At 63.8% G+C, this 25,466-nt stretch carries 31 protein-coding genes and 1 tRNA gene; 10 read left to right on the top strand and 22 right to left on the bottom strand.

Annotated elements, in window-relative coordinates:
• Positions 1-10 precede the first annotated feature (10 nt).
• From LB558_RS09040 to gcvA, 3 genes are all read right to left on the bottom strand, one after another.
• A complete protein-coding gene (locus LB558_RS09040; protein WP_013528414.1) occupies positions 11-883 on the bottom strand; it encodes a carbohydrate ABC transporter permease in 873 nt (290 codons plus the stop codon).
• A gap of 124 nt (positions 884-1,007) precedes the next feature.
• The gene (locus LB558_RS09035) at positions 1,008-2,318 is read right to left on the bottom strand and encodes an ABC transporter substrate-binding protein (RefSeq protein WP_224697252.1); all 1,311 of its coding nucleotides are present in this window, start codon (positions 2,316-2,318) and stop codon (positions 1,008-1,010) included.
• 225 nt (positions 2,319-2,543) lie between these two features.
• Complete coding sequence (gene gcvA, locus LB558_RS09030; protein WP_224697251.1) at positions 2,544-3,449, bottom strand: transcriptional regulator GcvA; 906 nt, start codon at positions 3,447-3,449, stop codon at positions 2,544-2,546.
• A gap of 110 nt (positions 3,450-3,559) precedes the next feature.
• On the opposite strand from gcvA, the gene LB558_RS09025 reads away from it, so the two are divergent.
• The gene (locus LB558_RS09025) at positions 3,560-3,745 is read left to right on the top strand and encodes a hypothetical protein (protein WP_224697666.1); all 186 of its coding nucleotides are present in this window, start codon (positions 3,560-3,562) and stop codon (positions 3,743-3,745) included.
• 35 nt (positions 3,746-3,780) lie between these two features.
• On the opposite strand, the gene LB558_RS09020 is transcribed toward LB558_RS09025, so the two are convergent.
• Positions 3,781-4,740 carry a sugar-binding transcriptional regulator gene (locus LB558_RS09020; protein WP_127260856.1) on the bottom strand — a complete coding sequence of 320 codons (960 nt, stop codon included), beginning with the start codon at positions 4,738-4,740 and terminating at the stop codon, positions 3,781-3,783.
• 257 nt (positions 4,741-4,997) lie between these two features.
• On the opposite strand from LB558_RS09020, the gene LB558_RS09015 reads away from it, so the two are divergent.
• Positions 4,998-5,630, top strand: coding sequence for an HAD family hydrolase (locus tag LB558_RS09015; protein WP_224697250.1), 633 nt, complete (start codon positions 4,998-5,000; stop codon positions 5,628-5,630).
• Positions 5,631-5,691: 61 nt separating this feature from the next.
• On the opposite strand, the gene LB558_RS09010 is transcribed toward LB558_RS09015, so the two are convergent.
• From LB558_RS09010 to ureC, 8 genes are all read right to left on the bottom strand, one after another.
• Positions 5,692-6,459 (bottom strand): class II aldolase and adducin N-terminal domain-containing protein, encoded by a 768-nt coding sequence (locus LB558_RS09010; RefSeq protein ID WP_224697249.1) that lies wholly within the window; start codon positions 6,457-6,459, stop codon positions 5,692-5,694.
• An 83-nt stretch (positions 6,460-6,542) separates the two neighbouring features.
• Positions 6,543-7,187: an urease accessory protein UreG gene (ureG, locus tag LB558_RS09005; RefSeq protein ID WP_224697248.1), complete on the bottom strand. Its 645-nt coding sequence runs from the start codon at positions 7,185-7,187 to the stop codon at positions 6,543-6,545.
• Positions 7,184-7,624 (bottom strand): DUF3995 domain-containing protein, encoded by a 441-nt coding sequence (locus tag LB558_RS09000; RefSeq protein WP_224697247.1) that lies wholly within the window; start codon positions 7,622-7,624, stop codon positions 7,184-7,186. Before LB558_RS09000 ends, ureG begins: the two co-directional genes overlap by 4 nt.
• Entirely contained in the window at positions 7,621-8,292 is a 672-nt protein-coding gene (locus tag LB558_RS08995) for an urease accessory protein UreF (protein WP_224697246.1), read from the bottom strand. The genes LB558_RS09000 and LB558_RS08995 overlap by 4 nt, the downstream gene beginning before the upstream one ends.
• Entirely contained in the window at positions 8,285-8,878 is a 594-nt protein-coding gene (gene ureE / locus LB558_RS08990) for an urease accessory protein UreE (RefSeq protein ID WP_224697245.1), read from the bottom strand. The genes LB558_RS08995 and ureE overlap by 8 nt, the downstream gene beginning before the upstream one ends.
• Positions 8,875-9,480, bottom strand: a complete 606-nt coding sequence (locus LB558_RS08985) for a glutathione S-transferase family protein (RefSeq protein ID WP_224697244.1) — start codon at positions 9,478-9,480, stop codon at positions 8,875-8,877. Before LB558_RS08985 ends, ureE begins: the two co-directional genes overlap by 4 nt.
• Before the next feature lie 44 nt (positions 9,481-9,524).
• Positions 9,525-10,118 (bottom strand): hypothetical protein, encoded by a 594-nt coding sequence (locus LB558_RS08980; protein WP_224697243.1) that lies wholly within the window; start codon positions 10,116-10,118, stop codon positions 9,525-9,527.
• A 97-nt stretch (positions 10,119-10,215) separates the two neighbouring features.
• Entirely contained in the window at positions 10,216-11,928 is a 1,713-nt protein-coding gene (gene ureC / locus LB558_RS08975; RefSeq protein WP_412033454.1) for an urease subunit alpha, read from the bottom strand.
• A 182-nt stretch (positions 11,929-12,110) separates the two neighbouring features.
• Between ureC and LB558_RS08970 the strand changes: the two genes are divergently transcribed.
• Both LB558_RS08970 and LB558_RS08965 read left to right on the top strand, forming a co-directional pair.
• On the top strand, positions 12,111-12,494 hold the full coding sequence (locus LB558_RS08970; protein ID WP_224697242.1) for a hypothetical protein: 384 nt from the start codon (positions 12,111-12,113) through the stop codon (positions 12,492-12,494).
• A 129-nt stretch (positions 12,495-12,623) separates the two neighbouring features.
• The gene (locus LB558_RS08965; protein WP_224697241.1) at positions 12,624-13,118 is read left to right on the top strand and encodes a hypothetical protein; all 495 of its coding nucleotides are present in this window, start codon (positions 12,624-12,626) and stop codon (positions 13,116-13,118) included.
• Between the two features lie 20 nt (positions 13,119-13,138).
• Here LB558_RS08965 and LB558_RS08960 read toward each other — a convergent pair whose 3' ends face one another.
• Genes LB558_RS08960 through LB558_RS08940 form a run of 5 tightly spaced genes read right to left on the bottom strand, consistent with a single transcriptional unit; the run spans position 13,139 to position 15,498 of the window.
• Positions 13,139-13,444, bottom strand: a complete 306-nt coding sequence (locus tag LB558_RS08960) for an urease subunit beta (protein WP_224697240.1) — start codon at positions 13,442-13,444, stop codon at positions 13,139-13,141.
• Between the two features lie 8 nt (positions 13,445-13,452).
• Entirely contained in the window at positions 13,453-14,040 is a 588-nt protein-coding gene (locus tag LB558_RS08955) for a HupE/UreJ family protein (protein ID WP_224697239.1), read from the bottom strand.
• Between the two features lie 28 nt (positions 14,041-14,068).
• Entirely contained in the window at positions 14,069-14,323 is a 255-nt protein-coding gene (locus LB558_RS08950; protein ID WP_027161066.1) for a DUF1272 domain-containing protein, read from the bottom strand.
• A 10-nt stretch (positions 14,324-14,333) separates the two neighbouring features.
• A complete protein-coding gene (locus LB558_RS08945; RefSeq protein WP_015314510.1) occupies positions 14,334-14,636 on the bottom strand; it encodes an urease subunit gamma in 303 nt (100 codons plus the stop codon).
• Positions 14,637-14,664: 28 nt separating this feature from the next.
• A complete protein-coding gene (locus LB558_RS08940) occupies positions 14,665-15,498 on the bottom strand; it encodes an urease accessory protein UreD (RefSeq protein ID WP_412033453.1) in 834 nt (277 codons plus the stop codon).
• 213 nt (positions 15,499-15,711) lie between these two features.
• Here LB558_RS08940 and LB558_RS08935 point away from each other — a divergent pair, with 213 nt between their 5' ends.
• From LB558_RS08935 to LB558_RS08925, 3 genes are read left to right on the top strand one after another with little or no spacing between them, the layout of a single operon-like run.
• Entirely contained in the window at positions 15,712-15,966 is a 255-nt protein-coding gene (locus LB558_RS08935; RefSeq protein WP_013528393.1) for an acyl carrier protein, read from the top strand.
• A gap of 5 nt (positions 15,967-15,971) precedes the next feature.
• Complete coding sequence (locus tag LB558_RS08930; protein WP_224697238.1) at positions 15,972-17,180, top strand: beta-ketoacyl-[acyl-carrier-protein] synthase family protein; 1,209 nt, start codon at positions 15,972-15,974, stop codon at positions 17,178-17,180.
• A 35-nt stretch (positions 17,181-17,215) separates the two neighbouring features.
• On the top strand, positions 17,216-17,920 hold the full coding sequence (locus LB558_RS08925) for a glutathione S-transferase family protein (RefSeq protein ID WP_224697237.1): 705 nt from the start codon (positions 17,216-17,218) through the stop codon (positions 17,918-17,920).
• Between the two features lie 23 nt (positions 17,921-17,943).
• Here LB558_RS08925 and LB558_RS08920 read toward each other — a convergent pair whose 3' ends face one another.
• The 4 genes from LB558_RS08920 to LB558_RS08905 form a co-directional block, all read right to left on the bottom strand.
• Complete coding sequence (locus LB558_RS08920) at positions 17,944-18,291, bottom strand: hypothetical protein (RefSeq protein ID WP_224697236.1); 348 nt, start codon at positions 18,289-18,291, stop codon at positions 17,944-17,946.
• A gap of 86 nt (positions 18,292-18,377) precedes the next feature.
• On the bottom strand, positions 18,378-18,998 hold the full coding sequence (locus LB558_RS08915) for a nucleoside triphosphate hydrolase (protein WP_224697235.1): 621 nt from the start codon (positions 18,996-18,998) through the stop codon (positions 18,378-18,380).
• A 110-nt stretch (positions 18,999-19,108) separates the two neighbouring features.
• Positions 19,109-20,209 carry a hypothetical protein gene (locus LB558_RS08910; RefSeq protein WP_224697234.1) on the bottom strand — a complete coding sequence of 367 codons (1,101 nt, stop codon included), beginning with the start codon at positions 20,207-20,209 and terminating at the stop codon, positions 19,109-19,111.
• Between the two features lie 120 nt (positions 20,210-20,329).
• Entirely contained in the window at positions 20,330-22,144 is a 1,815-nt protein-coding gene (locus LB558_RS08905; RefSeq protein ID WP_224697233.1) for a methyl-accepting chemotaxis protein, read from the bottom strand.
• A 205-nt stretch (positions 22,145-22,349) separates the two neighbouring features.
• Between LB558_RS08905 and LB558_RS08900 the strand changes: the two genes are divergently transcribed.
• The 3 genes from LB558_RS08900 to LB558_RS08890 all read left to right on the top strand — a co-directional run bounded on the left by LB558_RS08900 (position 22,350) and on the right by LB558_RS08890 (position 24,775).
• Positions 22,350-23,240, top strand: a complete 891-nt coding sequence (locus LB558_RS08900; protein ID WP_224697232.1) for a D-alanyl-D-alanine carboxypeptidase family protein — start codon at positions 22,350-22,352, stop codon at positions 23,238-23,240.
• A gap of 399 nt (positions 23,241-23,639) precedes the next feature.
• Entirely contained in the window at positions 23,640-24,566 is a 927-nt protein-coding gene (locus LB558_RS08895) for a DUF1003 domain-containing protein (RefSeq protein ID WP_224697231.1), read from the top strand.
• Positions 24,567-24,698: 132 nt separating this feature from the next.
• Positions 24,699-24,775: transfer RNA gene (locus LB558_RS08890), tRNA-Arg, on the top strand.
• Positions 24,776-24,830: 55 nt separating this feature from the next.
• Here LB558_RS08890 and LB558_RS08885 read toward each other — a convergent pair.
• Positions 24,831-25,085, bottom strand: coding sequence for a hypothetical protein (locus LB558_RS08885; RefSeq protein WP_224697230.1), 255 nt, complete (start codon positions 25,083-25,085; stop codon positions 24,831-24,833).
• Between the last annotated feature and the right edge of the window lie 381 nt (positions 25,086-25,466).

Below are 25,466 nucleotides of genomic sequence, written 5' to 3'. Positions count from 1 at the left end.
GTAGCCTCCCTTACTTGTCCAGGTTCTTGCCGACGGCGCGCATGGCGAAGAAGGCAACGATGTTGGCGAGAATGACGGCGATCACACCGCCGGCGGATGCCTGGCCGATTTTGAATTCCAGCAACGCCTTCTGGTAGACGAGGAAGGGCAGGTTGGTGGAGGCGTATCCCGGGCCGCCATTGGTGGTGACGAGGATCTCGGCATAGACGGAGAGGAGGAAGATCGTCTGGATCAGGATGACGACCGTGATGGCGCGCGACATGTGCGGCAGCGTCAGATAGATGAAGCGGCTGATGAAGCCGGCGCCGTCCATCTCGGCGGCTTCCTTCTGCTCACCGTCGAGCGACTGAAGCGCGGTCAAGAGGATGAGCGTGGCGAAGGGCAGCCACTGCCAGGCGACGATGATGATGATCGCCAGCATCGGATGTTGCCCGAACCAGTCGATCGGCTGGGCCCCGAAGAAGCGGGCTATATCGGCGAACACCCCGTATTGCGGGTGCATGATCATGTTCTTCCAGACCAATGCGGCCACCGGCGGCATGACGAAGAACGGTGAGATGACGAGGATGCGCACGATGCCCTGGCCCCACATCGGCTGATCGATTAGCAGCGCCAGCAGGATACCGCCGATCACCGTGATCAGGAGCACGCTGACCACCAAAGTGAGCGTGTTGAGGATCGATTGCAGGAAGGCCGGGTTGGAATAGAACAGCGCGTAGTTCGAGAAGCCGACAAAGCCGTCGCGGATCGGATTGAGCGGATTGTATTGCTGGAAGGAGAACCAGATGGTGATGACCAGCGGCACAATCATCCAGACGAACAGCAGCACCACGGATGGCGCCATCATGAAACGGGCAAGCGAACGGGTCTGCTGAGTAGCCATGACGGTCACCCTTCACTGGTCAGACGGAATTTTCAAAAGACGTTAAAGGCGGCCGCCCGAACTGGGAATTCGGGCGGCCGTTGCCGGTCAAGGAGGCGACCGGCACTCGGCACCGGGAGGAGCCTTACTTGATGTATCCGCCCTCGGTCATTGCCGCGGTGGCAGCGTCCTGGGCCTGCTTCAGGGCATCGTCGACGCTCGACTGGCCGGCAAGCGCCGCCGAGAAGAGCTGGCCGACCGTGGTGCCAAGCCCCTGGAACTCAGGGATGGCGACGAACTGGACGCCGACATAGGGCACCGGCTTGACGGTCGGATGCGTCGGATCGGCGGCGTTGATGGAGTCCAGCGTCATCTTGGCGAACGGAGCCGCCTTCTGGTACTCGGCATTGGCATAGAGCGAGGAGCGCGTGCCCGGAGGAACGTTGGCCCAGCCTTCCTTCGAAGCGACGAGCTCCGCATAGTGCTTGCTGGTCGCCCAGGAGACGAACTTCTCGGCGGCATCGGCCTTCTGCGTGCCGGCGGGAATGGCCAGCGACCAGGCCCACAGCCAGTTGCCGCGCTTGCCCAGGCCATTATCGGGCGCCAGCGCATAGCCGACCTTGTCGGCGACGGTGGAGTTCTTCGGATCGGAAACGAAGGACGCGGCGACCGTGGCGTCGATCCACATACCGCATTTGCCCTGCTGGAACAGCGCCAGGTTTTCGTTGAAGCCGTTGGAGGAAGCCCCCTCGGGGCCGTCGGCCTTCATCAGATCGACATAGAACTGCAACGTGTTCTTCCATTCCGGCTGGTCGAACTGCGGCTTCCAGTTCTCGTCGAACCAGCGGGCGCCGAAGGAGTTCGACATGGCGGTCAGGAAAGCCATGTTCTCGCCCCAGCCGGCCTTGCCGCGCAGGCACACGCCGTTCACGCCATTGGCGCGATCGGTCATCTTGTCGGCGGCCTGCTTGATGAAGTCCCAGGTCGGCGCGTCGGGCATCTTCAGCCCGGCCTTGTCCATCAGGTCCTTGCGGTACATGACGAAGGAGCTTTCGCCATAGAAGGGCGCGGCATAGAGCTTGCCGTCGACCGAAAGGCCGCCGGCGATGGCGGGGATGATGTCCTTGGCGTCATAGTCGTCGCCGAGCTTGTCGAGCGGCAGCAGCCAGCTCTGCTTGGCCCAGATCGGAACCTCATAGGTGCCGATGGTCATCACGTCGTACTGGCCGCCCTTGGTGGCGATGTCGGTGGTGACGCGCTCGCGCAGCACATTCTCTTCGAGCGTAACCCAGTTGAGCTGGATGTCGGGGCTCGCCTTGGTGAAGTCCTCGGTCAGCTTTTGCATGCGGACCATATCGCCATTGTTGACGGTGGCGATGGTGATGGATTCGGCGTGTGCGGCGAACGCAAGCGTGCTGGCCGACAACAAGCCCAGGGTGAGCGTGCGAAGTTTCATCAAATTCCTCCCTTGAACCAAGATGAGCATTTGCCTTGGCTTTGGGCAATTACTCACTTGGCGTGAATTATGTCAAGTCGGATTCGATGTTGCAGCGCAGCACCCGGCGACACCGCAGGCCGGGACGAGCGGAAATTGCCAGGGCGAGGATCGTCCCGGCGGCATACAGTGAGGCAACAGCGGGTAGATCTGCGAGAACCAGGGTGCAGCCCGGAAGCTTGCCGGTCAGCAGGCGATCTCGGCCAGCAGCCAGTCGCGGAAGGCACGGATCTTCGGCACGTTGCGGCGCGCCTCGGGGTAGACCAGCCAATAGGCATGGCCGTCGTCGCCAACCAGATCGAAAGGCTGGATCAGGCGCCCGTCGGCGAGTTCCGCCTTGAACAGCGCCCTGGTCAGGACCGCCACGCCATGACCCGCGATCGCCGCATTGGCTTCGTAGGCCTGCGCGCCCATGCTGCTGCCGGGCCGCTTGGCGAGATCATGCGAGTGCACGCCGGCAGCCTCGAACCATTGCGTCCACCAGACATCGCCGGGATCGAGGATCGGCAGCCGCAACAGGTCCGCCGGTTCCCTGATGCCGCCGATGCTTGCCGCGAGCTTCGGGCTCAGCATCGGCGTGAAATCGGCATCGAGCAGCTTGTAGGCTTCCAGCCCCGGCCATTTGCCGCCGCCCGACCGGATGGCGAGGTCGACATCCTCGCGAGCGAAATCCGTCAGCCGGCTTGACGTTTCGAGCCGCACGGCAAGGGAGGGATGAGCGATCTGGAACGAGCCCAGATGGTGCGCCAGCCAGTTCGAGGCAAAGGTCAGCACCGTCGTGACGCACAGCAATCCGTCGGCGCCGCCACGCGCCGCCGCATAGGCCTGGCCGAGAATGGCAAAGGCCTCGCTGACCGCCGGCGCGAGGCGCTGTCCGGCCTCGGTGAGTGCGATCTGACGCGGTCGTCGCAGGAACAGCGGCGCGCCGACCCGTTCCTCCAGCACCTTAATCTGATAGCTGACAGCCGCTTGCGTCATGGCAAGTTCCTCGGCTGCCTTGGTGAAGGAAAGATGCCGCGCCACCGCTTCGAACACCCGGATCGCCTGCAGCGGCGGAAGCTGTGAAACCTGCCGAGAGCTGAGATCCGGCATAAAGCCTCCTTATGGGTCCTTATCGACGTTCGATTGGCAAAGGCGGCTGTCAAGACCGACATTCCCAGTCAACCCGTCATTCGGGTTCAGGATAGCGAAGGTTGACGATCATGACCATGGCGCAGCAAAAATGCACTCACGCACCGGATCACCGCTGGTTTTCGTGGCTGACGGATGGATTCGGCTGGTTCGCGGCCAAAAGACGGGCGCATCTCGACATCAGGGACCTGTCGCCGCATCTGCAGCGCGATCTCGGTTTTCTCGATGGCAACGATCCTTTCGGCCGGCACGGCTAGTGCGGTTGGTTTTATCGCAAACCAGTTGCTTCCGGTCAGATGCTGGCCAGCAGGGCGGCGGCGGTCCGTTCATCGGTGATAAGGCCGTTGATCAGCCGCCGGTTGGCGGCGGCCAGGATGCCCGGCAGCTTTCGTTCGCCCATGGCCAGTGCGATGACCAGCGATTTCTCGCGTGACGGCAGCGACGCCGACGACACACGATCGTTGGTGATGCCCTCGATCATGCGGCCCTCCCTATCGAACACCCAGCCGACGATCTCTGCGATGCCGCCGGCCTTCTGCAGCGCCTTCAATTCGCTCTCCGAAATGAAGCCGTCCTCGTAGAGCGGCGCCTTGGCGCCGAGGTCGCCGATGCCGATGAAGGTGACGTCGGCCTCGGCGGCGAGCGCAAGCGTCGGCTGGATCATCGGCTGGTTGAGCAGCATCTCGCGCTCCTCCGGTGACGAGGCGATGACCGGCAAGGGCATCGGGAAGGAGCGCGCCTTGACCCTGTCGGCCATGGTGAAGATGACGTTGTAGAAGGCGGCCGAACCGTCCGGCGAGATGTTGCCGGTCAACGACACCACCTTGTGCTGCGGGCATTCCATCGGCGGCAACTGCTCGATCGCCGCCTTCAGCGTGCGCCCGGTGCCGATCGCCATGACGATCGGGGTTGGTGAACGCAACCGCCGCTCGATCTCGGCGGCAGCCGCTTCGGCGATGCCGATCGTGGTCGACGACGAGTTGGGGTCGCTCGGCACCACTTCGACCAGATCAAGCGCAAAGCGCGATCTCAGCCGTGCCGCGAGATCGAGGCAGTTGGCGATCGGATGGTCGACGCGAACCTTGATCAAGCCCTCCGACACCGCCAGCGACACCAACCGCTGCGCCGTTTGCCGCGAGATGCCAAGCGTCGAAGCGATCTGGTCCTGTGTGTTGCCGGCAACATAATAAAGCCAGCCGGCGCGCGCCGCATCGTCCAGCCTGTTGCTGCCACCATCCTGCCGGCTATTCAAGTTCCTGCCTCCCGAGACCGCCGGTCATGAGAGCGGCCCATGCCCACTTTCGCAGGGAACGGCCTGCTGCGCAATTGTCAATCTCGGGGGCAATTGCTTGCTGCCCATCGGCGTAGGCACGGCCCAGTTTTTCGTCTCCGACGATGTCTGTGTCGCCAAAGAGACTTGCCCCCGGTCGGGCAGGCGGCACGTTCTTCGGTCCCGAAGGTTTATCTCCCGGCTCAAACCCTTTAAGGGATGGCAAAAAGGAGCCTCGCATGACGCCGAAAGCGGTTTTCTGGGACATGGACGGCACGCTGGTCGACAGCGAACCGCTGCACGAGGCCGCCCTGATGGCGGCGATGCGCAATGTCGGCCTTGTCCCACCGGACGATCTGCATGAGCGCGTGCTCGGTGTCGCCGCCTGGCCGGTCTACGAGATGATGCGTGACGAGTTCGGCCTGGACCTGCCTTTCGACGACTGGATCGTGCGCAAATACGAACACTACCTGCCGCTGGTGGAGAGCCTGAAGCCGCGCCCGGGCGCGATCGAGATATTCAACGAACTGCGTGCAAGAGGCATCCAGCAGGCCGTGGTCTCGAATTCGGACCGGATGATCGTCGACGCCAATCTGAGCATGGTCGGCCTGATCTACCCCGGCATGAAGACGATCAGCCGCAACGATGTGCGCGAAGGCAAGCCGCATGCCGAGCCGTTCCTGCGGGCCGCCTATCTGGCCGATGTCGACCCCGCGCAGGCGATAGCGATCGACGACAGCTGGCCGGGCGCCATGGCGGGGCTGGCGGCGGGAATGAAGACGATCTTCTGGCCGGAAAAGCCCATGGAGGGCCCGCCCGGCGCCGTCGTTATCAACAGCGCCGAGGAATTGCGCGCCGAACTTGGGCTTTAAAGCGATTCCAGGAAAAGTGTGAAGCGGTTTTCCGTCCGGAATTGCGTCAAACTAAGAGCCCTCAGTTCCGGTAGGCCGGTTCCTGCTCGTCGAGGATCGCCTTCAACTCGCTGAGATGGCGTTCGGCCTGGCCGGGATAGTCGTCCATCTCGCTCGCCGCCTTTTCGGCGATCGCATCTGACAGCGTGCGCAGCGGGCGGCCGGTCCACAGCGCCTTGATGTAGGTCTCGGCGGCGCGTTCGAAATAGAACATGCGGTTGAAGGCGTCGGCGACCGTGTCGCCGATGACCAGCACGCCGTGATTGCCCATCACCATCACCTTGACCTTGGGATCGACGAGAAGCTGCGAGCAGCGCTCGCCCTCCTCCTCGAAGGCCAGCCCGCCATAATGCGCGTCGACGACATGGCGGTTGAAGAACATCGCCGAATTCTGGTCTATCGGCGGCAATGTCGAGTCGGCGAGCGATGCCAGCACCGTGGCGTGGATCGAATGCACATGCATGACACAGCGCGCGTGGCGCACATTGCGATGGATGGCGCCATGCAGCCCCCACGCCGTCGGGTCGGGCGCATTGGGGCTGGAGAGCGTTTCTGGATCGTTGGCATCGATCATCAGAAGGTCGCTCGCCTTGATGCGCGAGAAATGCACCTGGTTGGGGTTCATCAGGAACTGTGTGCCGCCATCATTGACGGCCAGCGAGAAATGATTGGCCACCGCCTCGTGCATGTTGAGCCGCGCCGTCCAGCGGAAGGCGCAGGCGAGATCGACGCGCTCCTCATAGTAGGGCAAATTGGTCAGCGGTTCCTTTTGCAGACGGGCAAGGCTCATCGAAAAATCCTCCGGTTTCGGCAAGAATGCCGTGGCCAGCCCATTCCCGCAACCGGTTTTGGTTGGTGCAGGGATGGCGTGTCTCACGCCGCCGTGCTGGCAGCGGCAGTGTCGGCTCGCAGGCCGCCATGCTCGATGATGAAATCGATCACCTCCTGCAATCCCTTGCCGCGCGACAGGTCGGTGAAGCCGAACGGCCGCTTGCCGCGCATGCGGCCGGCGTCGCTCTCCATGACATCGAGGTTGACGTTCACATAAGGAGCAAGATCGCTCTTGTTGATCACCAGGAAATCGGAGCGGGTGATCGCCGGCCCGCCCTTGCGCGGAATCTCCTCGCCCTGGCAAACCGAGATGACGTAAAGCGTCAGGTCGGCGAGGTCGGGCGAGAAGGTGGCGGCAAGGTTGTCGCCGCCGGATTCAATGAAGACGATGTCGAGGTCCGGGAATTTCCTGTTCATCTGCGCGATCGCCTGCAGATTGATCGACGCGTCCTCGCGGATGGCGGTGTGCGGGCAGCCGCCGGTCTCGACACCCATGATGCGGTCCTCGGGCAGTGCCTGCAGCCGCGCCAGCATCATGGCGTCTTCCTTGGTGTAGATGTCGTTGGTGACGACGGCGATGGAAAACTCGTCGCGCAGCGCCTTGCAAAGCTTTTCGGTCAGCGTCGTCTTGCCCGAACCGACCGGGCCGCCAATGCCGACGCGCAGCGGACCATTTGTCTGTGTCATGCGGGAAACTCCGTGATGGCGAGGATGGCAAAGCCGAGCCCGATCAACAGGCACAGCGGCGAATAATAGCGGACATCGAGCCGCGCGAAAGGCTGTTCCGGGGTCAGCCGCCGCCACCATGGCGTGAAGCCGGCAATGCCGCGGCCCAGGAACACCAGACCGATGAGCAGCGAGGTGGCGGCGAGGCCCTCCCGGGGAAAGGGCGAGGCAAAGACGCGTTCGAGCGCCAGCGGCCACAATGTCGCCAGGCAGAGGCACGCGGCAACGGCGAAACTGGCGAACGGCGTCGGCATCTCATCGACGCCGTGAAAGCCGACCACGGCACGAGCGCAGGAGGCCGCATCCTGGCCCGGCCAGATGCCGCCAAGGCCCCAATAGACATGCAGCGCGGTGATCAGCAGCAGGACAAAGGAGAGCGCGAAGGCGAGAAAAATCATGATCGAAACAATCGCGAATACTGGGTTTCATGCTTCATCGCCATGACATCGGAGACGAAGGCGCAGCCACCGAGATCGTCCAATGCCGACCGCGCGGCGCGGCTTGCGGTCGCCAGGGCCAGCGGCTCGAAGCCGGCCAACAACGCGGTCGCGCCGTTTTGGCCGACGATGCCAAGCCGGATCGCTGCCTGCACGAGGTTGGAGAAGAAAGTTTGCAGGAAAGCCGACAGCGCATCCTGAAGCGCGATGCCGTTGCCGCCGGCGATCGCGCCGACAGCGACGCAATAGGCGCATTCGGCCGGCAAGCGCTCCAGCACCGGATTAGGCCAGGCTGCCGCCGCTTTTAGGAAGGCCGCACCCTGCAGCATGGTTTCTGTATGGCGTTCGCGCGAGCCGGCCAGCGCCTCGGCGAGTGCCGCCACTTCATCGAAATCACCGGTGCCGCGCGCCCGGCGCCAGCTCTCGGCGAACAGCACGGCGTCGTTCCAGCCCGAACCGATCTCGACCAGCGTTTCCAGCCAGTTGGCCAGGCTCCCGGCATCGGCAACCAGCCCGTCATGCACCGCACGCTCGAGACCATGGCTGTAGGAGAAGCCGCCGACCGGAAAGGCAGGCGACAGCCACGCCATCAGCCGCAGCAGGGCGATGTTCGAAGGCTGGTCAGTCATGATCGTGGTGATGGCCGGCATGACTGTGCGAATGGGAATGCGATTCGCCATGAGAATGGCTGTGCGCTTCCGCGTGGCTGTGCGCATGCGCATGGCCGTGATCGTGGCTTTGCCCACCATGGCCGGAATAGGCGCCGCGCACCGGCTTGAACGGTTCGGACGCGTCGGTCACGGTGGCGCCCAGCCCCTCCAGCATCGCCTTGATGACATGGTCGCGCAGGATGAGGATGCGCCCGGCCTCGATGCTCGCCGCGAGATGGCGGTTGCCGATATGCCAGGCGAGTTCGGCCAGGTGCACGCCGTCGCGGGCGCGGATGTCATAGACCTCTTCCGGCGCCGCGGCGATCTCGACATGGCCGCCATCCTCCAGCACCAGCCGGTCCCCATCGTTCAGGGCGACGGGTTCGGGCAGGTCGACCAGCACCTTGCTGCCGTCGGCAAGTTCGATGGCCCGGCGGCGCAGATGCCGCTCGTCATGGGCGAGAATGGCCCGGCCGGACGGTAGGGTGGTTCCGGCATGGCCGGCGGACAGCACCGAGACGGCGCGCGGGAATTTGGTGAAGTCGGTGTTCAGGTTGAGTTTCATTTCATCGATCCCCCATTTGCTTGTGCCCGCACACGCGCAGGCCGCACCAGCACGCGGTCGAAATAGGCGTTGATGCGTTCGGACTCGATCGCAAACCGGCCGGCACGCGCCCACCCACCCATGTCGCCGAGCAGCACGTCGACGGCTGAAAACCGCTCGCCGAGAGCAAACGGCTTGTCGCCCAGACGCCGCTCCAGCGCGTTCAGTTCCAAGGCAAAATCGTAAGCCGCCGCAGGACCGACATCGACGCGCACATCTCTAGGCAGCAGGAAGCGATGGCGCAATTTGTTCCACAGCGGCGCCTCGAACTCGCTCTGGGCGAAATGCATCCAGGAATCCATCTCGGCACGGCCCGCGACGCCCGGATTGGCGCCCATGCCCTTGTCCGCGTGCTTGTCGGCGAGACAAACGCAGATCGCCGCCGAATCCGTCACCGTCAGTTCGCCGTCGATGAGGATCGGCACCTTGCCCGATGGGTTGAGCGCATAGGCTTCCGGTGAGCGCAGATGAACCTCGACGAATTCATAAGGCTGCCCGAGTTCCTCGAGCATCCAGAGAACGCGGCTGACCCGGGATCCACGCGATCCAACGGCCTTGTACATGTCGAACCTTGCCTTTCCCCAACAAGCTAGACCATCGCGTTCGTTCAGACGATGGTGTCGAAGAGCCGCAGGATGAACGATATCTGGTAGATAAGCGCCGCCGTGACGAAGGCGATGTGGAAGCGGCGGTCGCGCACCAGGATCGCGACGATGCAGAGCGCGACGAAGACCGGCGTGCGGAACAGATACTCGCTGCCGAAGCGGGCGAAATGCTCCGGCCCCTTCAGCAGCGTGTCGATCACGTCGAGCAGATAGGTCGCCGCCAACAGGCCGAAGAACCACGCCCGGCGCGAATAGAAGAAATCCTCGTAGCTGGTGTAGTCCAGCATCGAATCGGGAAACAAAAGCGCGCACAGCAGGAACAGCGTGATCGCGTAGAAGATGATGAACAAATATTTGCCGAAGGTCCAGGTTTCGATGGCGTAGAGGCCGAACTCCCACCACCAGAAATGCACCAGCATCAGGAGCACCGAGACGACCCAGGCCAGATGCACGGTATAGAGCTTGTACTGGCCGGGATGCTGGACGATGCGCGCCACCCCCGACAGCAGACGGGCAACGCCAAGCCCGATCACCATGCCCATGACGATCCGGATATGCGGGAAGATGTCGTGGGCGGAAGCGATTTCGGTGGCCATGCTCGATCACAATGCAGCTGGTGGTCGGCCGCATATTGCTGCCTCCCACCAAGGGCTGCAACGGATAATGCTCGCCCGTTGAATCGCCGCTATCGCTTCAAAACAGAAAATACCGCTGCGCCATCGGCAGCACCGTCGCCGGCTCGCAGGTCAACAATTCCCCGTCGGCGCGAACCTCGTAGGTTTCGGGGTCGACCTCGACATGCGGCGTGGCGTCGTTGAGCACCATCGAGTGCTTGCCGATGCCGCTGCGGGTGTTTTCGACGGCGACGAACTGCTTGTCGACACCGAGCCTGCCGTGCAGGCCTGATTCGAGCGCTGCCTTCGAAACAAAGGTTACCGACGAGTTGGTCCTGGCCTTGCCATAGGCGCCGAACATCGGCCGGTAGTGCATCGGCTGCGGCGTCGGGATCGAGGCGTTGGGATCGCCCATCGGGGCGGCGGCGATCATGCCGCCGATCAGCACCATGTCCGGCTTGACGCCGAAGAAGGCCGGGTTCCATAGCACCAGGTCGGCGCGTTTGCCCACCGCGATCGAGCCGATGTCTTTCGACAGCCCATGCGCGATGGCCGGGTTGATCGTGTATTTGGCGATGTAGCGGCGGACGCGGAAATTGTCGTTGTTGCCGGTTTCCTGCGGCAGTGAGCCGCGCTGGCGTTTCATCTTGTCGGCGGTCTGCCAGGTGCGGATCGCGACTTCGCCGACGCGGCCCATGGCCTGCGAATCCGACGAGATGATCGAGAAGGCACCGATGTCGTGCAAAATGTCTTCCGCCGCGATGGTCTCCTTGCGGATGCGGCTTTCGGCAAAGGCGATATCCTCGGGGATCGACGGCGACAGATGATGGCAGACCATCAGCATATCGAGATGCTCGGCCAGCGTGTTGACCGTGTAGGGCCGCGTCGGGTTGGTCGAGGACGGGATGACGTTGGGCAGGCCGCAGACCTTGATGATGTCGGGTGCGTGGCCGCCGCCGGCACCCTCGGTGTGGAAGGCATGGATGGTGCGGCCCTTGATGGCGGCGACGGTGTTTTCGACAAAGCCGGATTCATTCAGCGTGTCGGTGTGGATCATCACCTGCACGTCATAGTCGTCGGCGACCGACAGACAGCAGTCTATCGCCGCCGGCGTCGTGCCCCAGTCCTCGTGCAGCTTCAGCGAACAGGCGCCGCCCAGCACCATTTCCTCGAGCGCTGCGGGCAGGGAGGCATTGCCCTTGCCCGACAGGCCGATGTTCATCGGAAAGGCGTCGAAGGACTGGATCATGCGCGCCATGTGCCATGGCCCCGGCGTACAGGTGGTGGCCAGCGTGCCGTGCGCCGGACCGGTGCCGCCGCCGAGCATGGTGGTGATGCCGCTCATCAGCGCTTCCTCGATCTGCTGCGGGCAGATGAAGTGGATATGCGCGTCGAAGCCGCCTGATGTCAGGATCTTGCCTTCGCCGGCGATGATCTCGGTGCCGGGGCCGATGATGATGGTGACGCCATCCTGCGTGTCGGGATTGCCGGCCTTGCCGATGGCCGCGATGCGCCCGTCGCGAAGCCCGATATCGGCCTTGAAGATGCCGGCGCTGGCGTCCACCACCAGCGCGTTGGTGATCACCGTGTCGACAGCGCCCTGGGCCCCCGAAACCTGGCTCTGGCCCATGCCGTCGCGGATCACCTTGCCGCCGCCGAATTTCACCTCTTCGCCATGGATGGTGAGATCCTTCTCGACCTCGATGAACAGTTCGGTGTCGGCAAGCCGCACCCTGTCGCCGACCGTCGGACCATACATCTGCGCATAGGCGGCGCGGGTAATTCTGGCCATCAGCGATTGCTCCTGAAATGCGGTTAGCCGAAATGCGGTGGGATTGAAGCGCGGCGGCACATTGCTGCCATCCTATGGTCACGCAATGACCTGCTGGGCGACGCCTTCTGATCCCATTTGGCGGTTGAGGTTAGGGGGTCACCCCAGACCGACCGTTTGCCAATCGATGGAAAGGAAAATCCATGCGCAAAACGATAGTTCTCGCCGCCGCAGCCAGCCTCATGCTGGCGGGCGCCGCCAGTGCCCAGCAGCAACACGCGCCACAGCCCACTCCGGCGCCGGCAACGCCTGCTCCAGCCACGCCCCAGGCTCAGCCGGCGGTGCCGACGATCCAGAGCGTCAACATCGTCGACATCACCGAGCTGCCAAAGGACACGCAGACGCAGGTAAACCAGGTTATCGCCCAGCGTGGCGACGACGGCTTGAAGAAACTGCGCAGCTCGATCGACGCCACACCCAAGGTCAAGTCCGCGCTGGAGGCCAAGGGGCTCAGTTCGGCGCAAGTCGTGGCCGCCAGCATGGAACCCAATGGCGCACTGACCCTGATCACCAAGAAGGCGAGCTGACGCCACGGCGCGGCGGGCCGGTATCCGGCCGGCCGGCCGCATCGGGAAAGGAACCTCCGCCGGGTGGGATTCGTTTTGTTCTTTTCGCGCTAACCCGCGCCCCGAAACAATCCCTCTCAGGAGCGAGCGATGGCGACCACTTCCATTTCTCCCAAAAGACGGCTGCAGGCGGCCACCGTCATGGCGTTCCTGGCGGTGGCAGGTTCTGCTGCCGGACTGAAGGCGCAAGGGCTGGAAAGCACGGAGACCGTCAACCGCATCGTCGGCTCGCAGGTCAAGCAGGAAGAGACCAACGCCACCGCCGAAGCCGCGAACGTCAACACGGCAATCGACCGGACGCGTGAAAACATCGGTACGGTGCGCAAGACGTCCAAGCTCGATAAGGTTGACATCGTGTTCCTCACCGATGCCGCGCGCAGCGAAGGCGGCCCGCCGCCGGAGATCGAAAGCAAGGTCAAGCAGCATCAAGACGACATCGCGGAGCTGCGCAAGGAGATCGAGGCCAACGCGCTGCTGTTCAACGCCATCGAATCGCGGCGCGTGCAGGCGCAGGATGTCCTCGCCGTCGAATTCGACGATCCCGGAAAGATCGTCATCTACGCCGCGGCCAAGCCGTCGAACTGAGCTGAGCGCGCCGGAAGATCTCACAGCTTGCCCATCACCTTCTGCTGAAATCCGTAGACCTCGCGCTTGCCGCCGAGCGGCACCAGCATGACGTCGCGCTCCTGGCCCGGCTCGAAACGCATGGCCGTGCCCGCGGCAATGTCGAGGCGCATGCCCCTGGCGCGCTCCCGGTCGAATTTCAGCCCCTCATTGGTCTCGAAGAAATGGTAGTGGCTGCCGACCTGGATCGGCCGGTCGCCGCTGTTGGCGACTTTCAGGGTGACGATCGGCAGGCCCTTGTTGAGCTCGATGTCGCCGCCCACCGTGATAATTTCACCGGGGATCATGGTCGCCCTCACACGATGCCAAAGGCGAGACCGATGCCGATCGCCGCGCCGGCGGCACCGGCAGCGCGGGCCAGGCCACGGAACCGGAAGCCGAGACTGAGACCGGCGGCGATGCCGGTGGCATGCAGCAACAGCGTGGCGACGGCAAAGCCGGCCATGTATTCAAGTCCGCCGGCACTCTCCGGCACCTCGGTGCCATGCGCGTGGCCGTGGAAAAGTGCGAACAGGCCGATGATGGCGACGCCGGCCGAGACCGGCAGATCGATCGCCAGCGCCACCAGCAGCCCGAGCGTCACGACCGATGCCAGTATGCCCGGTTCGACGAAGGGCAGCGGCATATGCAGCATGCCCAGCGCGCCGCCGACCAGCATGACACCGACAAAAGCCGCCGGCCAGGCAAGAACCGCCTTGCCGCCCTTGAGCGCCGCCCACAGTCCGACCGCGATCATCACCGTCATGTGATCGAGCCCGGAAAGCGGGTGCATGAAGCCGGCCGTGAAGGAGGAGGCCGTGCCGATGCCGACATGGGCATAGGCCGGCATGGCAGCGGCCAGCAGCAGGATCGCCGACAGGCAGAGGCGTTTGGCAGGGATCATTTTATTTGCCTTTCGTTTGCTGTGCTGTTCACGCGGCCTTGCGAGGGCCGCAGCCTTCGGCCTTGAGAACGCGTTTGCTCGATGCCGGATATTTCTTCAGCATTGCCGCCGGCCGGATCGGACGCGCCGAAAAACCACCGCCGCAATTGGGGCAGATGCCACCCAACACCTGTTCCACGCATCCGGCGCAAAAGGTGCACTCGAAGGTGCAGATCAGCGCATCCGTCGCCTCAGGCGGCAGGTCCTTGTCGCAGCATTCGCAGTTTGGACGCAGCTCCAGCATCCTGTCCTCCTCAACGGATCGGTTCGTGCACGGTCACCAGCTTGGTGCCGTCGGGAAAAGTCGCCTCGACCTGCACGTCATGGATCATCTCGGCGATGCCTTCCATGACTTGCGCGCGGCTGACGACATGAGCGCCGGCTTCCATCAGTTCGGCGACCGGGCGGCCGTCGCGGGCACCCTCGACGACGAAGTCGGTGATCAGCGCGATCGCTTCCGGATGGTTGAGCTTGACGCCGCGTTCGAGCCGCTTGCGCGCCACGATCGCCGCCATGGCGATCAGCAGCTTGTCCTTTTCCCTCGGCGTCAGGTTCATGCGTTTCCCTGGATTGGTAGAGACAGGCCTATAGTGACCATAATTTGGGCAACCCCGCCCTTCCGTTGAGCAATTCGACGAGGGGAACCAGCCGCTGGCGCAGCCGGTAGCCGTCCCCGGCGTAAAGCCTCGCAAGAAGCTTGCCAGATTTCTTCACGCTCCAGGCGCTGGCGCTGCCGTGGTCGCCGACGATCTCCAGGACCGGATCGAGCAGGGTTTCGGCGCGCGGCGACACCAGAAGCAGCGTCGCCACCGCGATCGCGCCGCCGGCAACCGCCGGGCGGTCGAGCGTGGCGGCGATATCTGGTCCGATGCGGAAATCCTCGGCATGAATGAGGGCGCCCTCCTGGCGCACACGCCAGCGGTCATGGAAGTTGCCCTGCGTGGCGCGTTCGCCCATTGCCAGGCGGCCGAAGACGGCGGCTTCCAGCACCAGCGCCTCGGCGCCGACGGCAAGCTCGACGTCGAGCGTGCGGGCAAAGGCCGCCCGGTCGAAGACGATGGTTTCCTGCGGCAGCCAGGCGATGCGGCCGTTTTCCCCGACCGACAAATTGACCCGCACTTCGGCACGGTCGGACGCGGCCCGGTAGATCTTCTCGCAGGCCTGCGTGGTGATCGATGCCGAAGCGGCCGCGCCGACATCCACGTCCCAGGCGATACGGTCGCCACCCGTCATTCCGCCGGCGGTGTTGATCAGCACCGCTTCGAGCGGATCGGCCGAGACGGCCGGCATTCTTATCTTAGCGGCGCCGTCCTGATAGAGGCGCCGCAGGCGCGTGCGGCCCTCACTGAGCGCGCAGGAAAGCCGCGCGACGCCCGCAACGCGCTGCGTCGAAATCCCGCCATGTTCGCCCATATCCATGCCTGCACGTTAAGCACTCCGGCGGCTTTGTCGATACGGAGTTCGATATAGCTTGTTGCTTGACAACGTTTCGGTTTCTATAGAGGGAACCACCTTGGTACGGTCATGCTGCGCTTGGCGGGGGTATTAATCGACGACGGCGGCTTGATACCAGGAGAAAAGGGGCGCTGCTCAGTTGGCGTCGGGAAACGCGAGATAGTGGGAAGGAACCGAATGGCCGACCAGCTGGCAACGGATATCATCGCGAAGATCAAGGCTCATGCCGAGCCGGGCGGCGAAGAAATCACCACCACCACCGAATTGACCTCGCTTGGCATCCATTCGCTCGAGCTGACGGAGATTATCTTCGATCTTGAGGAAGAGTATGGCATCGAGATCGAGATGAACACGGTCGACGCCTGGAGCAATCTGAAGAATGTCGGCGACATGGTCGAAGCTGTGCGCGCGCTGATCGCGAAAAAAGCCTGAACTGAATGCGGCAGCGCGTTGTCATCACCGGCATGGGCGGCATTTGCGGGCTCGGCACCAGCGCGCCCGCGATCTGGAACGAGATGCGCGCCGGCCGCTCGGCCATCGGCCAGATCACAAGTCCCCAACTGCATGATTTGAAGGTCAAGGTCGGCTGCGAAATCAAGACGCTTCCCGATCACGGCATCGACCGCAAGCAGACCGTGTCGATGGACCGCTTCAGCCTGCTGGCGACGATCGCAGCCAGGGAAGCCATGCAGCAGGCCGGCCTGGTTTCGAATGAGGCCACCACCTATCGGATGGGCACTGTCGTCGGTGTCGGCGTCTGCGGCTGGGAGGCGATCGAGGAGAGCTATCGCGCCATCCTGGTCGAGGGCAAGAACCGCGCCGGTATCTTCACTGTGCCAAAGGTTATGCCAAGCGCGGCCTCCGGCCACGTCAGCATGAATCTGGGCCTGCGCGGCCCGGTCTTCGGCGTCACCTCGGCCTGCTCCTCATCCAACCACGCCATCGCCTCGGCCGTCGACCAGATCAGGCTTGGACGCGCCGACGTGATGGTCGCCGGCGGCACCGATGCGCCGCTGGTCTGGGGCATCCTGAAGGGCTGGGAAGCATTGCGCGTGCTGGCGCCCGACACCTGCCGGCCATTCTCGGCCGACCGCCAGGGGCTGTCGCTCGGCGAGGGCGCCGGCATGGCGGTCCTGGAGACGTACGAGCACGCCATGGCGCGCGGCGCCACCATCCTTGCCGAGGTCGCCGGCGCCGGCCTCTCCGCCGACGCCTCCGACATTGTCGCTCCGACCATCGAAGGGCCGACAGCGGCCATGCGCGCCTGCCTGGCCGATGCCGGCTTCAATCCCGAGGATGTCGACTACCTCAACGCCCATGGCACCGGCACCAAGGCCAACGACCAGATCGAGACGGCAGCGATCAAGCGCGTTTTCGGCGACCATGCCTACAAGCTTTCGGTGTCGTCGACCAAGTCGATGCACGCCCATTGCCTCGGCGCATCGGGTGCGCTGGAGATGATCGCCTGCGTGATGGCGATCCGCGAAGGCATCGTGCCGCCGACGGCCAATTTTCGTGAGGCCGATCCCGATTGCGACCTGGACGTCACGCCGAATGTGCCGCGCGAGCGCAAGGTGCGCGCCGCGATCAGCAACGGCTTCGCGTTCGGCGGCACCAATGCCGTGCTGGCCTTCAAGGCCGTCTGAACCCAAGGTCGTCTGATCCCCATTCAGGAGTTTCCATGGCAGACCTGTCCGCCTTTCCGATCGCAACGCGTTGGCCGGCCAAGCATCCGGACCAGCTCCAGCTCTATTCGGCGACAACGCCGAACGGGGTGAAGATATCGATCGCCCTGGAGGAACTCGGCCTGCCTTACGAGCCGCATTGGGTCAACATCGGCCAAAACGAAAGCTGGACACCGGAATTCTTGTCGCTCAACCCCAACGGCAAGATACCGGCGATCATCGATCCGAACGGTCCTGACGGCAAGCCGATCGGGCTATTCGAATCCGGCGCCATCCTGCTCTATCTCGCCGAAAAGACCGGCCTGCTCATGCCCATTGATGCCACGCGCCGCTATGAGACCATCCAGTGGGTGTTCTTCCAGATGGCATCGGTCGGGCCGATGTTCGGCCAGGTCGGCTTCTTCCACAAATTCGCCGGCCGCGAGATCGCCGACAAGCGCCCGCTGGAGCGCTACCGCCACGAATCAAAGCGGCTGCTCGGCGTGCTCGACGGCAGGCTGAAGGGGCGCAAGTGGATCATGGGCAATGACTACACCATCGCCGACATCTCGCTGCTCGGCTGGGTGCGCAACCTGATCGGCTTCTACGAAGCGCGCGAACTCGTCGGCTTTGACGATTTCGCCAATGTGGGAACATGGCTGGAGCGCGGCCTGGCGCGGCCAGCGGTGCAGAAAGGCCTGGCCATCCCGGCCAAGGGATAGCCGAACCAGCCTCCGAAGCGCGGCTATTTCGCCTTCGCTTTGGCCTTCGAACCGCCTTTGCCCATGACGGAAGCAGCGAGCGACGCAGCCCCTCGGGCGGCGACCATGACCGCGCCGGCAGCGACGTTGGCCGTGGCCTTGGCCGTGCGCATCGCACCGCCGCTCAGGGAGTCGCTGGAACTCGCGGGCTTCTTCGGCTTTGCGGCTTTTGGCGCGGCTTTCGCTGCAGCCGGCACCACTTTCTTCGGCTCAGCCTTGCCGAAGGCCGGCTTGGCGTCTTTCGAACGGGCTGTCATCGCCGGGCCTGCGCCGGCCTTGGATTGGGTCGCCTTGCCCTTGGCGGGCGCGGGCTTTCTTGCCTTGGTTGCCATTGGGCCGAATCCCTCTTTTGGCAGAATTGCCGTGTTCGGAATAACGGCCTGAAAGTCTTAAGGTTCCCCTTGCGCAATTCGCCCAATCAAGCGGAAAGGCCGATCACCAGATCGGCGGCACTGCGGCGGGCGAGCACGCGCTCGATGTTGGGCAGGTCGTTGGACGCGATCCAGGCGCGCGCGTCTTCATCGGAGCGGCCATGTCCGTGCCAGCGCTCCATCAGGCGGCGCTCGAGCTCGTTGCGCGGCACGTCGACGAAGATCGAGAAATCGAACAGCGGCGCCAGCCGCGACCACGGCTCCTCGTCGAGCAGCAGGTAGTTGCCCTCGACCAGAATGAATTTGGTTTCGGTGGCGACGATCGAGGCTGCGGCGCGCGACAGTTCCATGCTGCGGTCGAAGACCGGGATCGCGATATCGGCTTCACCGGCCCGGATACGCTTCAGCAGGGCCTCAAAACCGGCAAAGTCGAAGGTTTCCGGCGCCCCCTTGCGCGCGCGCAGGCCGCGCCGCTCGAGCACGGCGTCGTCATAGTGGAAGCCATCCATCGGCACGACTTCCGCTGCCCCTTCGGGCAGCAGTTCATGCAGCCTTGCCGACAGCGTCGACTTGCCGGAGCCCGGCGGGCCGGCAATGGCGACGATGAAGCGGCTTGCCTTGCCGGCGCGTTTGAAGATGGTGGCGGCGAGATGGGCGATTTCGGACATGAGAGCCTCCCTGGCAGAGCTTCAGATCCACCATGTTCCGCATGATGATTTCGGCCACATCTTGGCGGCAGTTCGCGGAAATTTCAAACCTGCGGTCGCGCAATCCCGCCTCAGGCGGCTACCGGCTGGCCAATGCGCAGGAAATCGCTGTCGAAGGGAACCTCCCGCGCCGCGCCGCCCGTCACCAGCCGCATGCGGCCATCCGCCGTCGTGACCGCTTGCGGCGGCTCGCCGCCGGACAGCGGTATGGCGCCAATGACATGGCGAAAGGACACGCTTTGGCCTTCGCCCAGTGCAAAAGCGGTCGCCACCCCTTCGCGCTTCAGCCAGTTGTCGCCGATCGAGGCGGCATGGCCGACGGCGGCGCGGCCGTCCTCGATGCCGAGCACGCCAAGGTGGCGGCCGCTCCAGGGCGCGTAGTCGCGCCCGCCATTGCTGAACCACAGCATGGTGATCGGCAGCTCGGCCGGGTTCTTCAGCACCAGCACCAGATCATCCTCGGCCTGGCGCGCCAGCGCGGTCCAGCCCGGCCCGCCGTGATCGGCTTCGACGAGGGTGATGAAATCCTCGCGGCGGTCATCCATGCGGTATTCCGTCAGGTCGAGCGCACCGCCGCCGGCCGCGGGGAAATGGCGGAGATCCGAAGACCGCGCCGGATAGGCCAGCATGAAGCGGCCGCGTGCGGGATCGGGCTCCAGCGGATCGTCCAGCGTCGCGGCAAAACGTTTGGGCGAAAAGGCCAGCCTGCCGCCGCCGGTCATTGCCGTCATCGGATGATGCGCGACCGAAATCGCACCATGGCCGCCGGAAAACACATGCTCCTGGTAGACGAAGGGATGGCCGTCGCGCAGCGTCAGGATCTTGTCGACGCTGGCGCCCATCACCTTGTGCCGCAGGCGGTAGACCGCGCGCCAGCCGTCGTCTGTCGCGGCACTCTCGACGACATCCCAGGGGCTGTTGGCCGGCCAGCCATGCAGAGGCGCTTCCTCGACATCGCTGCGCGAAAACGGCGCGCAGAGAAAATCGCCGGACAGCCGAACCGTGCCTTCCGGCAAATTGTCCGGCAGCGTCTCGTTCGCATCGACCCAGGGCGCGCGGTGCAGCGGCTTCAACTGCCGCCCGCCGCCCTCGACGGCCATGTCGGCGATGTGGCCGACCGTGAGGTCGAGCGAAACCGAAATACCCCTGGCCTTGATCGTATGGATGGTCATCGCGCACCTGTTGATTCTGTCTGCGCCAGCAAAACCCGCTGGGTTGCGAATACGCAAGCATAGCGACCGGCAATTTGCATCGGCGCCCCCCTTCACCCTGCCCCTTGTGGGGAGGGTAAGCTACTGCCGTTTGTATTCCCGCACCGGCGACTTGGTGTCGTCGGTGTAGGTGACCTGCACCGACATCGATTTCACGCTGTCGGCGACCTTGAAATAGGGCTGGTAGTCGTAGGGGATGGCGTAGGGATCCTTCTTGTCGCAAGGCGGCATCTTGATCTCCTTGTCGAGCGCCGCGCCGTTCAGGCTGTAATGCACCTGCTTGATGGCGCAGCGGTAGGACAGCATCTGGGTGAAATAGACCAGCCCGTGATTGCCGCTGACATCGAAGGCGATCCATGACGTCCAGAACTGGTCGAGGATCTGCTTGTTGCCCTGCTGAAGGGCGGTCTCGGGGTCGAAGTGGATGTCGAACGGGCCGGTCTCGCGGCCCCTGATGTCGAGATATTTGATGGCGATGCTCCCAGCCGCCGTGCTGTCGGGCATCTCGAAGCTCGGATTGGCCATCGGCTTGCCGGTGGTCGGGTCGTTCATGGCCAGAAAACCGGTGTCGGTGAACGGGCCGCTGTCGCCCATGCGCCAGGAAATGGCGGTTGCCGGTTCCGGCAGCGAGATGGTCATCGACCAGCCCTGGTTGGAGCGCATCGGCGTCAGCGAAGGCACGAAGCGGGCGGGGTCGAGCACGTCGCCAAGCGCCGCCATCCGGCTGCGGCTGCGGTCCAGCCATTCGGCCAACTGCGTCTGGTCGACGAAATATGTGAGCAGCCCGCCATCCTTTTCGTAGGACGTGAACTTGGTCAGCGCCTTGGCCTCGTTGCGCTTGTCGGCCAGCGTCTGGGTGCCGAGGCGGTCTTCGGAAAACTCCTGCGCCAACAGGAAATAGGCCGGCGCGAAATCTGGATTGGCGGCGATGAAGGCGTTGAGCTTGTCGAGGCGCTGGGCGTCGTCGAACTGCTGGATATGCACCACCTTGATCGACAGCGCCTTGCCCCTGTCGGCAAGCGCGCCGAACACTTCGCGCGCGCCGGCCTTGCCGTCCTGCACCCGAAGCAGCGTGGCAAAGCGCGTGTAGGGGTCGATGGCGTCGACATCGAAGCCGGCAAAGGCGAGGTAGGAGCGCCGCGCATTGAGCATGTCGCCGGACAGCTCGTAGACGCGGGCATTGTGGTAGAATTCGTCCGGGCGCTTCGGCTCGGCAATCGTCCCGCCCTGCGCGGCCAAGGCGGCAAAGCCCTTGGCGATGGTGTCGATCGAGGCGGCGATCTGCTGCGTTGTCGCCTGCAGCTTCTCGGTCTGGGCCTGTTGCTGTGCTTGGCCGGCGGCCAGCGTCTCGGTCTGCTTCTTCACCTCTTCGGTGGTCTTTTGCACTTCCGCCGTCTGCTGGGTCTGCTGCTGCTGGACGGAGGCGATCTCGTCGGTCGTCTTCGCCACCGTGTCGGTGGTCTGCTTGACCGCCTCGACCGTCTTTTGCGTCTGCGTAACCGTCTGCTCGATCCTGGCCACTTTTTCGGAAACGATGCCAATCGACTGCTGCAGCCCGGCAATGGCCGGCACCAAGCTGGCGATCACCCCGTTCTGTGCGTTGGTCTGCTGTTGCAGCCCGTAGACGCCGCCGGCGACGGCGGCAGCACTTGTGGCGAAGATCAAGGCCGGCAGCGCCTTGGCCGCCAGCACCAGCCTGAGCACGATGGCAATGGCGATGATGATTGCGGCCACCGCGGCGACCAGTGCGATATAGGCGGCGAACGGCGCCAGCGGATTGAGCACGTCGCCAACGGCGCCGCTGATGAAAGCGACGCTGCCGGCCCATTTGCCGGTGCGGCTGAGCGATGCCCTGATAAGCGAGGGCGCCGCGCCCCCGGCCCCGATGTCAGTCATGCCAAGCCCCCGCCCTCAGATACCACGCCCCTTCCCACGGGAACGCGGCCTTGGCAAGGAAAGACACCGGAAACGGGCGTTTTCGGGGCGAACCCCGGCCCTCGACAATCCTGGGCCTGTCAGCCATTAACCAAATGGACGCATCACTTGCGTTACGTTAGCTTCGCTTCATCTCAGCAACAGCTTCGCCAGAACAGTCCTGCCCTTGTCCAACCTGCGTCCCCTTCCGATCATCCAGAGAGTTTTTGCGGCACTCGCCCTGCTGGTGCTGCTTGCCGGCTGCACGACCGTGGCGCCGCCCGACAGCGTGCTGGCCGTGCCGGCGCCTGCGCAGAAATATGCGGCAATCGTCGTCGACGCCAGGACCGGCAAGCAGCTGTTCGAGGTCAGCTCGACGGCGCAGCGCTACCCGGCCTCACTGACCAAGATGATGACGCTCTATTTGCTGTTCGAGGCGCTGGACTCCGGCCGCATCAGCAAGGAAACGCAGATCCCGGTGTCGGACCACGCCGCCTCGCAGCCGCCGACCAAGATGCGCTTCCGGCGCGGCGAGAGCATCGACGTCGATTCGGCGATCCGCGCCATCGTCGTCAAATCGGCCAATGACGTGGCGGTGGCGGTCGGCGAATATCTCGGCGGCTCGGAGGATCAGTTCGCCGCCATGATGACATCCAAGGCGCGCCAGCTCGGCATGACCAGCACCACCTTCCGCAACGCATCGGGCCTGCCCGACGACAGCCAGATGACCACCGCGCGCGACATGGCGGTGCTCGGCATGGCGCTGCATCAGCGCTTTCCCCAGCAGTTCCACTATTTCTCCGAAAGCGACTTCATGTTCCGCGGCCGGCTGGTGCGCGGCCACAACGACATGCTCGGCCGCGTGCGCGGCGTCGACGGCATCAAGACCGGCTACATCAGGGCCTCGGGCTTCAACATCGTCACCTCCTACAACGCCGACGGCCGCAATTTGATCGTCGTGGTGATGGGCGCGGACTCAGCCCGCCAGCGCAACGACCATGTCGAAGCGCTGATCCAGCGCAGCCTGTCGCCGACGATGGACGGCGCCAAGACAAGGCTGATGTTCGCCGAACAATAGCGGCCGCCGCACATTTGCACCTGGCTGCGCGGTGATGGATTGCCCGGTGAGGGCAGTTATGCTACTGTTTTGGGTATGGTGCCGAGTCGCGCCAATTGATCCACTGGAAACGTGACCCGCCGGCAAGGCGGGTTTTTTGTTGCCGTCGCCGTGCAGAACCTTGTGCACGTTAGCGGGCTTGGCGCTAACATCGGGCAAGTTCTTCCTGCTCCGCCCGTGGATGACAAAGCGATGGAGGCTTCGGCCAATCTCGAATGTCAACGCCCTAGCCCGCAAGCGCCGCCGACGCACGAGCTCGCAGCCCCGATCAAAAACACTTGTCCCACCGCGAAATCCGTCGCGAAGCCGGCGATGTTGCGGCATAGGCATAGCGTCGCCCAGCACTACCAGGAGCCCACCATGAGCACCGTCCCCAAAACGCCCGAGCAACCGGCAGACAATCAGAACGATGACGGCGGCGAATATTTCGAGGCGCCGATCGTCGGTGAGCTCGAGGCCGATCCGGTATCGGACGAGCAATTCGACACACCCGAAGTGCCGGACTCCGAACCCGCGGGCCCAGGCGCCCACCGTGGCAAGCCGAAGAAAAAACCGTCGGCGATATCGGGCCGCAAATTCCGCAAGCGCGATCTGGTGCGCATCGACACGCTGCGCCCGAGCCTCGCCGACCGCATCCGCTCGGACCATCCCGACCTGCCAACCGGCGCCCGCATCAGCCGCGCCGAGCTCGGCCGCTACCGCATGCGCTACATGGAGGAGCTGCTGCAGCAGGAGCACGGCGAATTCTCCGAGCTCGACCGCCAGGTGGTCGAATCGATCGCCAGGCAGGACACGATTTCCGAAAACTCGGAGGAGGAGTTCGAGGAGCACCGCACCTTCGCCGACCGCGTCTCCGACAGTATGGCTTCCTTCGGCGGCAGCTGGTGGTTCCTGATCTCGTTCGGCAGCGTGCTGCTGGTCTGGATCGGCATCAACCTGATCGCCGGCATGAGCGCCGCCTTCGATCCCTACCCCTTCATCCTGCTCAACCTGCTGCTCTCCTGCATCGCCGCCATCCAGGCGCCGATCATCATGATGAGCCAGAGGCGGCAGGAGTCCAAGGACCGCCTGCGCTCCTTCAACGACTACCGCGTCAACCTCAAGGCCGAGCTCGAAGTGCGCCACCTGCACGAAAAACTCGACTACCTCATCTCGCGCCAATGGACGCGGCTGGCCGAAATGCAGCAGATGCAGCTGGATGCGATGCACGAGCTGGCCGGCGCGAAGAAGCCGAAGCGCGCGGTGCGCGGACGGCGGACGGTGAAGGCGGGGGTGGAAACCTCATAGGCGGTAGCCTGGACGCACCCGAGGCAAGTCGCTGCGCCAATCTCCAATTGCCCGTTGAAGCCCGCGCCGGCTTCCGCTAAGAAGCCGTGACTTGCCGGTTCACCGGCTGGTTCGTTTTCCGGATTCCGGGAAGCACCCGTAGCTCAGCTGGATAGAGCGCTGCCCTCCGAAGGCAGAGGTCACAGGTTCGAATCCTGTCGGGTGCGCCAGATTCCCTAATGAAATCGGCACCTTGCCCAGGACCCAATTTGTTCTCGCTTGCGCTTACGTGCAGCTGGGGTGGGTCCAAGGGGATGGGGGCTTGGGGGTTTGGACCCACGGGAACGATGCGCCCGCCAGGTGAGCGACATAGACGCTGCCGGTCTCTTCCTCGATTTCGGCGCTGCTGATCCCGACCGTCTTCGCGTCAACGAACAGCTTCTGGATAGCCTCCGCCACCGAGATCACGTCTGAACTGGCTAGGCCAGACACATTGCTGCTCAGCCACTTGTCAAGAAAGTTGACGCCGCGCGTGCTCATCCCGACACAAGTCGCTGAGGGATATTAGGTTCCTCTTAAATCCGCTGCTCAATTGGAGGCCCCCAGCCTGAAAATCTCCAGCTTGGCGCTGTAGGTGAGCCGCACCTTCTCACCGCACCGGTTGCATGTGAATGTGGTTACAGACTTGACCCATGAGCCCTTCCTGACCATCGGGTTTTTGCAGCTCGGACAATGAAACGTCAGGTTTTTGTCGAGCAGCTGATTGGATAAAGGCATTCCATCTTCTCCCAAGATGGAAAGGCTTTGCAAGCCGCGTGCCAAGACGTGCGCATTGATACGGCACAATGCGGAGGCGTATGGGAGTTCTTGTCAGCGTCAATGCGAGGTTGGACCCTCTCGCCGATCGAAGCTGACTGCCAT

Source organism: Mesorhizobium sp. CO1-1-8 (assembly GCF_020164875.1).
In the GTDB taxonomy this organism is placed as follows: Bacteria; Pseudomonadota; Alphaproteobacteria; order Rhizobiales; family Rhizobiaceae; genus Mesorhizobium.
Note: the sequence above shows the minus strand (reverse complement) of the source record. Positions and strands in the feature narration are given on the sequence as shown.